We start from the raw sequence: 9,832 nt of genomic DNA, 5'->3' as shown, positions 1-9,832 counted from the left end.
TCATAGAAAAAATATCAACCACGTACTAATGCACGGCCAATTCAGCAGGTCATGTTAATAAGAATTAGATATTTTTTCGCTAGCTTTCTCTAGGTATTCTGAAGATTTCTTATTATAAACTGACTATTATAAACTGACTATTATAATCTGACCAACATATGTCCCGAATCTAACTATCTACATAAACAGGGAACTATTTTCTTGTAATTATGTCCGGAAGGCAATGTGTTTTCCGAAGGTAATTTGTTTTTCCATAAAACGCTAAGTAAAAATACTCAGAGAAAACAGGTCACCTCCGAATTTTTCCTAAATAATGCAGTTTCTATTTTATATAGAACTTTACTATGTACATTTTTATATATTTACCTTCCTGTAAAAAGAAGAGATCTTATGAAATTTTTATGGTATTTATTTTTTTCGAAATGCTAATACTATAAAATTAATTTTTTAAAGTTTAACTTATTATTATTTTTTAATGTTTGAATAAGGAGCACAACCAGGCATACATGTAAATATCACTTATTAAAAATATATGTAATGGAAACGCCGTAGGAGTGGGTTTTCAGGTTGATATCAGGCAAATAAAGTGAAAATGTATAAAGGCTTACAAAGAGGTTTTTGGGTGTTATACAAGAAAATACCAAAGAAAATATATAATCACTTTCACAAGATATTCAGTGGCAGTAATCAAAATACTTTTAAAATCTGCAGTGAATGTGGAGGAGTCTGCGAGCATAATAAGATCGGAACTCTGTTGCCTGGGGAAGAAGAGTATATGGCAGAAAAAATGGGTATAAGCGTTTTGGAGTTTAAAATTCGCTACCTGGATGTTCTGAAAATGGATGACGGAACTTTAATATATGTATTAAAATTAGGAAAGTTGTGCCCATTTTTAAACGAAGAAAATAAAGAATGTGATTGTCGGGACTTTAAACCTATATTCTGTAAAATCTACCCTGTAATTATTACGCTTGAAGATGAAAAAATAAATTTTACAATTGATAACTGGTGCAAATTGTCAAGAAAAAAAGCGTGCAGGACTTACTTTGAAACTGCTATACCCCTTTTATCAAGCTTTGCAATTCCAGTAGAATGGTTAAGGTATGTAACTAGCTATGATTATCTCTCTTTTGATTATGATCAACTGGAAAAATGCAGGCGTGGAAAAAATAAGTATGCGGTTTTTTCACTGGAAGAACTGCTGAGTTTACAGAAGACCGAGATCGAAACTGCCAGTCTGTATATTAATCTAAGTCAGAAGATCGAAGAACCCGTTTTTTAACTTTAAACCGGAGTGATAGGATTTGAGCACGGGTAGTGAGTTGAGTTCACCTGCTGGCAAAAAACAAAAACTTTTAATTTTCAAATTTAATTTTTCAGTTGTCTTAAGGACAAGCGTAAAACCCTTAATCCTTAGCTCAGCGCTAGTTTAACTAATCGGTAGTTTCACCGTGGCTTTTATTGCCTGTTATTGGAATTGCGAAAGCAAAAGTACTTCCCTCTCCCGGATTGCTCCTGAACCATACATATCCGCCATGCAGCCGGACAATCTGTTTAACCAGTGAAAGACCCAGCCCGGTTCCCTGAAATTGTTTGGACAAAAAGGAATCAACCTGACTGAAAGGCTTGAAAAGTTTGCTCTGGTCCTCAGGTTTAATTCCAATTCCTGTATCCATGACCGTTATTTCTACCATACCTCCTTTTTTTCTTGCCCCTATTTTTACAAGCCCATTTTCAGAGGAGAATTTTATGGCGTTATCCACAAGGTTGTACATTATTTGAGCAAATCTGGCTTCGTCAGCACAGATACTGCCAAGGCTGCTATCTATATTAATTTCAATTTGAACATTTTTCCGGTCGGCTAGAGGAGATAGAAGGTTTTTTATTATGCTAAGCTTACTGACAAGCTCAAATTGTTTATAACTGAGCTCCATTTTTCCGGCTTCTACTTTCGAGAGATCCAAGATGCCGTTTATTAAATTCAGAAGGTGTTTTCCGCTCTTTGAGATGTTCCCTACAGATTTTAACTGTTTTTCATTCAATTCGCCGTATACCTGTTCATACAGAAGGTCAGAAAACCCTATTATAGAGTTAAGCGGGGTTCTCAGTTCGTGGCTCATATTCGCCAGGAATTCGCTCTTGGTACGGTTTGCGGCTTCTGCTATTTGCTTTTCCTGAAGAAGGATTTCTGCAGTTTTTCTTTCTGTAACATCTCTACAGGTTTCGAGGACTCCTATAATCTTTCCGTCCTCTTCGGTTACAGGAATTGCCTGAACAAACCAGACTCTGCCATCTTTCCCGGTAAATTCTCTTGATTTTCTATTTCCTGTCACGAAAATTTGTTTAAGATCCAGGGAATCGGATAACGGGCCGCTTATACTAGGATTATTTTTAAGGCATAGACCCACTGCTTTTTGAAGATCCATCTCCAGAAATTCAAGGGCAGCCTTATTTGCCCAGATAATATTCTGTTGAGGGTTTGCGAAAATAGCCAGTTCGTTCAGAGAGTCAAGCAGGACTTTCTTTTCTCGTTCCTGCGTTTTTAGTTCCTGATCTGCAAGATAAATCTCATTTAGCATCTCGTTTATTTCCCTTGAGAGGCGATAAAGCTCATCGTTATCTTTAAGACACAATCTTCTGGAAAGATCCTTTTCCGATCTAACCCGGGTGACGAAATTATCAATTTCTATTAGCCTTGAGATGAATAACTTATCAAGAGCAAATTTAACCCCAACCACGGTCATGAAGCCGATTAGCAAAAGAAAGAAATACATGTTATTCAGGGTTCTCTCGCCGTTCCAATAAACTTCTCTTGGAAAATCCGCCCTCATGACAAGGGCAGGTTTACCTGAAATGTCCAGCAGTTCAAAATAGCCAGCTATTCTGCTGTCATTGAGAGGTTCGACAATAGTCCGTTGGGGACTATGTGAAAAATTGTTAAGCTTATCCTGAAAATCAGGAGGAAGATCGTCGTCAACACTATACATTAAAAGCGAAGAGCGAGTAGCTTCTTTAAAGGATTCAAGGAGGTTGTCGTCAAAATATTTGCCGAAAATCACAGTTCCCTTCACAGGACCTGTATAATTTGTCGTAAGGATAGAATGACACGAAATAAACATAGGTTTTCCATCGAGCAGAACAAAACCGCTTATATTTCCATTTTCTCCTTTTGTAAGGAGGGTTCCATCTTTCACCAATCTAAGGAGGTCTTCAGGAACTGGTGTTTCCCGTGCAGTGTTGACGTCTACCGATTTTGCATAAACAAGAGACCCGGAATTATTCACAAAAAGCATTACATTAATTTTAAGCTCGGCAAGAGTATGGTTCTGAATGTTTTCCTGTATAAACATCTGATTTCTGTCTTCAACAAATTTATAGGTTTCGTTCCAGCAGGCCCAATCCTGTGCTATGTAATCAAGATATCCCTGTTCGGTTGAAATAGCATTCTGAACCCTCTCTACATTATTCCGTGTATACTTCTCTTCAAGGCTTAAAAAGTTAGAAAGCTGCATGGTATGAGTAAGCGTAAACGCAGCCGCAAGAACACCAAAAATTAAAAGAGTTATTAAAAGAACCTTTTTACCAATATCTATTCCGGACACCCCAAAGAATTCAATCGTTAGAAAGAGTTTGAATGTATAATATATTATTGATATAAAAAGGTGAGAAAGTATATAAATTTTAGTAGATGTTAGACAGAGTTTAAGATAAATTGAAGCTTGTTCTTCCTTTTCTATCCCTTGATTTACTGAATTATCCCGTTATTCTACTGAAAGGGATAACATAAATTTAAATAGAATTTTAATAAAAATTTTTAAACCAGCTTCTTTATTGTTTTTTAGTTACACCGTTTCGGGCGTTCAGGTATGACTGTTCGGTAATTTCCAGGCTTCCTTTTAGGTTCACAACTTTCATATCAAAGGGGCAGGCGAAATCTTTAACATTTACATGGAAATCCGGATCATCTACTAGTCCACTATCGATTCTTGGAGCTAGGCAATAGAGGGGATTCTTCAGGTAATGCTTGTTAAAGTCCTGACTCCCGTTTTCATTTTCCAATTTCTTCCAGCTAGAAGCCCACATAGGAGTCAGGTAGATCGTCCCCATGCCCTGAAATTTGGCCATGACCCTATGGCATAAGCTTCGTTTCCTCCTAGCGCCAGACTGGTGCAGTCCTTTATAGTTTCTCCGTTTAGGTCTTTTCAGGAAGAAAAGCGGGCATTCGAGATCAGATAAATCTTCTTCCAGTTTTCCAGGTGCATGCTCACAGGTACCATAAAAAATCAGGATTCTATCCGAAAAGAGAGACATCTCACGGATATTTCTGTAAACTTCAGTCTTTAAAATCTCAAGATCGGCATGCAGGCCCAGGCTTAACAGGTTTACGACAACGCTTACCTCTTCCCTGAGTTTCCTTTTCCTGCAAAACTTTTTGAGGATCGAAAAGCTTGAAAAAAGCCTTGCAGGAACTATGAAACCAGGGCTAGAGTGACCTTTGAGAAGCATTGAGACCCGGTCCAGAAAAGCTGTCCTTGGATTGCAGTTTCTTGACCTGAGCTTACGAAGTAACCCTGAGCTTTCATGGTTTTCTCCTTATCGGAGGCATCGACTTTGCGGTTTTCTGGGGTGTCATGGCATTTTTTCTCGGTTATGTTCCATACGTAGGCTTTGCTTTAACGGCTATTCCACCTGCATTCTTCGGGTTTCTCCAGTATGGGATTATAGGCACCCTGGCTGTGATATAGCTATCTCGTTAATTAATGCGCTCACAGAAAATGTCCTTTTTCCTTCACTTGCGGGGAGAGGCCTGAGACTGTCTCCAACTGTTGTATTTCTGTCCCTGCTTTACTGGATTATGTGCTTGGAGCTACAGGAATGCTGCTTTCCGCGCCTCTTACCATGGTCTTGAGGATTATCCTGGAAAGTTTTGAGGAAACTAAATGGATATCCAGATTGATGGGCCCAATTGAAGATGCTGAAGAAACTTAAGAAAAATAGCTTCTGTGAAATAGCCTTCTACGAAGGCAAGAAAAACATGAAATAGGACAAGTTCTGTAGTCTGGACAATTGGATGTTTAATGCCGCTGAAATCTTAGTTCAAACTGCGTAAGTCCGTTATAGTCTCCTTCAAAATTAGAAATTACTATCGAATCAGAAAGTATGAACAGGAAATGACGAAAAGAGGAATTAAATCAAGAAATTAGTGAAAAATTTGAAATTTTTCTGCAAGGAATAAATGGCAGAGGTAAATCAAAATCCATGCTTGTCACCTAAAACAGGGATTTCAAATACCTTAATCGGTAATTGGGATATCACCATGCTACCTTATATCCAAAAACCGTTTCCTGACATCCTTGACACAGCCCAGAACTCTTGAATTCCTTGATAAATACCTCATTTTGGAATTCGTCTTCGTCTACTTTCTCCGCACATAACGGACAGATACATTTTTCAATCATCGCAATTTCTCGCCGAAATCCTAGTGATTTTAGAAAGCTCTTTTTTTCCATATCCATATCTATCAACTCTACAACTTCATGATACAATCTGCTGTTTCCATAAAACCACCCAAAAATAAGAAGCAAATACAGGTGGCTCAATTTTCTCAGCTCAAATGCGAGATGCTTTTCAGCATACGTATCAACAGACAATTATAGCTGCAATGCATGCAGTAATGTTTCTATTCTTGTTTTGGGGGTATTGTTCGCGAATTTTTATAATACAAAAGTAGTGTAGGATCTTCCTACCGTTTCAACACTTGTTTTAATAGATCTTATTAACACTTGTTTTATTAGATCTTATTCGCGTATATAACAATCTGCAGAAACCAATATAAATTTATTGGTTTTTTAAAGCCTTATTTAATATGGTCTCAAATTAACTTCGAAAGTCCAGGGTCTAATTTGACACCTGTTATTTGCAACTTTTAAGATAAGCGTATAATTTATATCTATGATTATTGCCGTTGTTGAATTCGATGGAAAGTGGATTTTGGGATAAAAGATATTATAAACGCCAAGAAGTAAAAGAAAAAATTAAGTGCCTATTCAGGCCAAAACCAAGCTTTACATGGTGCTTATATTGTAAGTAAGTTTCAACACCGCTTTTATTGATTTGGACCTGTATTTGCCCTCGCTAGATTTTTCTCTTTATTTTTGTAGTGCAGAAGTAAAACTGACTGGAAAAAATAGCCATTAGTCAGATCATAATTCTCGGAGAAGCTTTTATATTTTAAATTTATATGTTAATTTAAGGGTATAAAGAATACTGGGGTACATATGGATACGGAGAATCAGTCGATACCAGCCAGGATTTTACTTTACAGTACCGCTGCAGTTATCCTGACTATCGGAATGAAGGAAATTGGAAGCATACTCGTACCTATTTTTTTCTCGATATTCGCCTTTCTAATCTTTTATCCCCTTGTCCACTGGCTCCAGAGAAAACATGTGCCTGGTTCGATTAGTGTTGGTCTGGTAATTCTTTTCTTTATCATTTTTGCTATTGCTGCAGTGCTCCTTGTTACAGGATCCCTATTTCAGCTCAGTACTCAGATCCCAGGATATCAAATTCAATTAACAAGTATTTTTGAAAATATTGAACGATATTTACCTTTATCAGGTCAGTTCTCCTTTGAAGGAATCCTACGCGATATAGGGGCATTCCTGTTGGGCCTGACTGCAGGAATCCTTACAGGAGTCTTTAATGCCGGAACAACAATTGCGCTAATTGTCATCACGACAGCATTTTTACTTCTGGATACTGTAGGTGCGCCAAAAAAAATGGAAAAAGAAATTGAAGATAAAACAGTCCTTCTTTGGCGGGTTGCCGAATTTGGCAGAAGTCTGGTAGATTTTATCTTGATAAGAACTGAGATCAATTTGATTGGGGGCATCGGAACCGCGGTACTGCTCCTAATCGGTAGAATAGATTTTGCAGTTCTCTGGGGTTTTCTGGCTTTCCTACTGGGCTATATTCCTTATCTAGGCTTTTATCTTGCAGTTCTTCCACCCGTACTGCTTGCACTATTTAAATATGGAGCCATGGGAGCTATTGCAGTGCTTGCCGGGATGTGGCTGATAAATGTATTTATAGAAAATGTTCTTTTTCCGTCCCTTGCAGGAAAGAGCCTCAAGTTATCTCCGTCCATAGTATTTCTGTCTCTGTTCTACTGGGGTTATGTGCTTGGCACTTCAGGTGCACTTATAGCCATACCTCTTACAATGGTTGTGAAGATGATCCTTGAAAGTTCCGAGAATACGCGCTGGATGGCAAAATTGATGGAATCAGGTGGAAGTAAAGAGTAAAATAACGGATCTCAAATCTTAGACGGAATACCCGATAAAAGATGTACATCCGGATACGATATATAATAATAGCAATATAATATTAGCTTGCTAAATTCGATCGGCTTGCCGAATCCTTGCCTGTGGATTGGGGTCCCAGTCTGCAAGGAGTGAGAAAGGGGAAATAATATCAAAATTGGCGATCAGAAAGTCTGTACATTTTTTTGGTGAACGAAAAGCCTGTACATAGCTTTCTAGGGCTCATGGGTAGACACCTGGCAGGGTACTGCCTGCTTTGACCATGTGAGAGCCAGAAAGGGGGCATAAAATCTCCATTTAACAGCAAAGCTGCAACTAAACACCTGATTTTAGTGGGGGTATGCTAATAGACGGAGACTGCTGAATTCCAGACTCAAAATATGGCATATAATCGACGATCCAGTGTTGAGTTAGCTTTAATCTTTCCCTTTTCTTGAAGGCCTTCTGCAAACTTGCAGTGTCTTCCACAATGCCGAAAAAACGGCTGATGCCTTAAAAACATCGCCTGCCGGGAAGTAAAACCACAGTTTTACTGATCAGGGAATAACAGTGGATAAGAGTCCCGCAAAAATTCCAAAACATGAGAATAACAGCAATTATAACGGCAGTTAAAACGGCAAATTGAATTCGTAAATAAAGAAGGAGGTTTAAATAATGGCAACTTTAACAGTTCTGAAGTTTGATACCGCCGACGGCGCAGAAAAGGCGCTTCGCGTGATTGAGGATTTAAGCAAAAGGCAATTGATCAACCTACATGATGCAGCCATAGTTACATGGCCTGAGGGAAAAAAGAAGCCAAAAACAGAGCAGTTGCACAATTTATCAGGTGCAGGTGCACTGAGCGGAGCCTTTTGGGGTATGCTGTTTGGCCTGATCTTCTTTGTTCCTATATTTGGCCTGGTCGTTGGAGCCACACTGGGCGCACTAACAGGTTCTATGGCGGATGTAGGGATTAGTGACGATTTCATAAGGTCGGTCCGCAGCAAAGTAACAGAAGGCACATCAGCCCTCTTCTTGATGACCAGTGCTGCCGTACAGGATAAGGTAGCAGAAGCTGTCAGGGGGATGAAGTTCGAATTCATTGCCTCCAACCTGTCCAAAGAAGAAGAAGACAAACTGCGTGCTGTCTTTGCCGAAGAAGAAGCAGCTCCAGCATACTGAATTTGACTTGAAAGCCGCCACTCCGGAAATATTTACATTCCCGGAAACTCCTGTAAGGTAGAAACAGTGATTCTCGAATAAAGCAATGCATGAAGAGGAGAGAAATGTCGGTTTCTCTCCAGATTTCATTTTCATATACTTCTACGAAACTTAATTTTCAGGAATTTTGGCGCTTTTGGGGTTTATGTAACAAGCAATAAACCCAGTTACAGATAAGATTCAGGCGTAAGCTATGCTTATGCCGACTTATGAGATTCTTTTGCCATACAGGCTAGCAACGAGTAGAAAAAAGGATAAAACAATAAGGAGCAAACAATAAGGAGCCTGCCAATGAAAGTCGTAAGATTTATTGCAGGAATGCGTTTTTTCGTATTGATTCCAGTGATAGGGTTGGCGATTGCTGCTTGCGTTTTATTTGTTAAAGGCGGCATAGATATTGTTCACTTCATGGGAGAACTCATTACCGGAATGTCAGAAGAAGGTCCGGAAGGAAGTATCATTGTTGAAATTGTGGAGACTGTGCACCTTTTCTTAGTCGGTACGGTGCTTTTCCTTACATCCTTCGGGCTATACCAGTTGTTTATCCAGCCGCTACCTTTACCAGGATGGGTAAAAGTAAACAATATTGAAGAGCTAGAATTGAACCTGGTGGGGCTCACTGTTGTCGTACTGGGGGTCAACTTCTTGAGCATTATCTTTGAAACGCAAGAGACAGATTTAGCAGTATATGGAGTAGGCTATGCTTTACCCATTGCAGCCCTAGCTTACTTCATGAAAGTGCGTTCACATATTAGTAAAGGGAGTAGTGAGGGGGAACAAGTGAAAACCATAGGCGAAGTGACTTCTGTGAACAGCGAATCAAATTGGTTAATAAACAAAAAGAGAGACTGAAGTCATAGTAACTGTCTCACTTTTCTTATTTACAGATTGCTCTTCATGCGACTGTGTAAATCAGCAATTGCTTTTAAGTGAGTTTTGTTGCTAATATTGTATTAAGTTCTCAGGATCACTTTTATAGTTTCCAACGCAATTTATTACACGTATTAGCGCCTATATTCTCTTATGGCGGGGAAGGAACAAATTCCTATTGATCGAAAGGTAACTCTTGATGAGATCAACTCTTTAATCAAGCATGAAAACAACTCAAGAGTGCTTAAAAGGCTCTATTTTGTCAAATTTAGACTTTTGGGAGATTCTGTAGAAGACGCCTCTACTAAAGTTGGAGTGACTAAGAACAGGATAGAAAACTGGATATTACTGGCAAGAGGATTGGAATAAAGGCGGGTATGCCGCCTTAATACCAAATTTTGGTGGAGGACGAAAGTCCAAGCTTACCGATGAGCAAA

At 38.8% G+C, this 9,832-nt stretch carries 8 protein-coding genes and 1 pseudogene; 6 read left to right on the top strand and 3 right to left on the bottom strand.

Features of this window, described 5'->3' with window-relative positions:
- Positions 1-775: 775 nt before the first annotated feature.
- A complete protein-coding gene (locus BP621_RS06255; protein ID WP_292388570.1) occupies positions 776-1,282 on the top strand; it encodes a YkgJ family cysteine cluster protein in 507 nt (168 codons plus the stop codon).
- 151 nt (positions 1,283-1,433) lie between these two features.
- Here BP621_RS06255 and BP621_RS06250 read toward each other — a convergent pair whose 3' ends face one another.
- On the bottom strand, positions 1,434-3,602 hold the full coding sequence (locus tag BP621_RS06250; RefSeq protein ID WP_292388568.1) for a CHASE4 domain-containing protein: 2,169 nt from the start codon (positions 3,600-3,602) through the stop codon (positions 1,434-1,436).
- Between the two features lie 226 nt (positions 3,603-3,828).
- On the bottom strand, positions 3,829-4,506 hold the full coding sequence (locus tag BP621_RS06245) for a DUF1638 domain-containing protein (protein ID WP_292388566.1): 678 nt from the start codon (positions 4,504-4,506) through the stop codon (positions 3,829-3,831).
- Positions 4,507-4,857: 351 nt separating this feature from the next.
- Here BP621_RS06245 and BP621_RS06240 point away from each other — a divergent pair, with 351 nt between their 5' ends.
- Complete coding sequence (locus tag BP621_RS06240; RefSeq protein WP_292388565.1) at positions 4,858-4,989, top strand: hypothetical protein; 132 nt, start codon at positions 4,858-4,860, stop codon at positions 4,987-4,989.
- A gap of 323 nt (positions 4,990-5,312) precedes the next feature.
- Here BP621_RS06240 and BP621_RS06235 read toward each other — a convergent pair whose 3' ends face one another.
- Positions 5,313-5,651, bottom strand: a complete 339-nt coding sequence (locus tag BP621_RS06235; protein ID WP_292388564.1) for a hypothetical protein — start codon at positions 5,649-5,651, stop codon at positions 5,313-5,315.
- 627 nt (positions 5,652-6,278) lie between these two features.
- Here BP621_RS06235 and BP621_RS06230 point away from each other — a divergent pair.
- The 4 genes and pseudogenes from BP621_RS06230 to BP621_RS06215 form a co-directional block, all read left to right on the top strand.
- Entirely contained in the window at positions 6,279-7,307 is a 1,029-nt protein-coding gene (locus BP621_RS06230) for an AI-2E family transporter (RefSeq protein ID WP_292388563.1), read from the top strand.
- A gap of 672 nt (positions 7,308-7,979) precedes the next feature.
- Positions 7,980-8,486 carry a DUF1269 domain-containing protein gene (locus tag BP621_RS06225; RefSeq protein ID WP_292388562.1) on the top strand — a complete coding sequence of 169 codons (507 nt, stop codon included), beginning with the start codon at positions 7,980-7,982 and terminating at the stop codon, positions 8,484-8,486.
- Positions 8,487-8,816: 330 nt separating this feature from the next.
- Entirely contained in the window at positions 8,817-9,377 is a 561-nt protein-coding gene (locus BP621_RS06220; RefSeq protein WP_292388561.1) for a YqhA family protein, read from the top strand.
- A 171-nt stretch (positions 9,378-9,548) separates the two neighbouring features.
- Positions 9,549-9,832: pseudogene (locus BP621_RS06215) on the top strand (helix-turn-helix domain-containing protein); the annotation flags it as partial.

Source organism: Methanosarcina sp. UBA5 (genome assembly GCF_002505485.1).
In the GTDB taxonomy this organism is placed as follows: Archaea; Halobacteriota; Methanosarcinia; order Methanosarcinales; family Methanosarcinaceae; genus Methanosarcina.
This window is presented reverse-complemented; position numbering and strand designations above follow the sequence as displayed.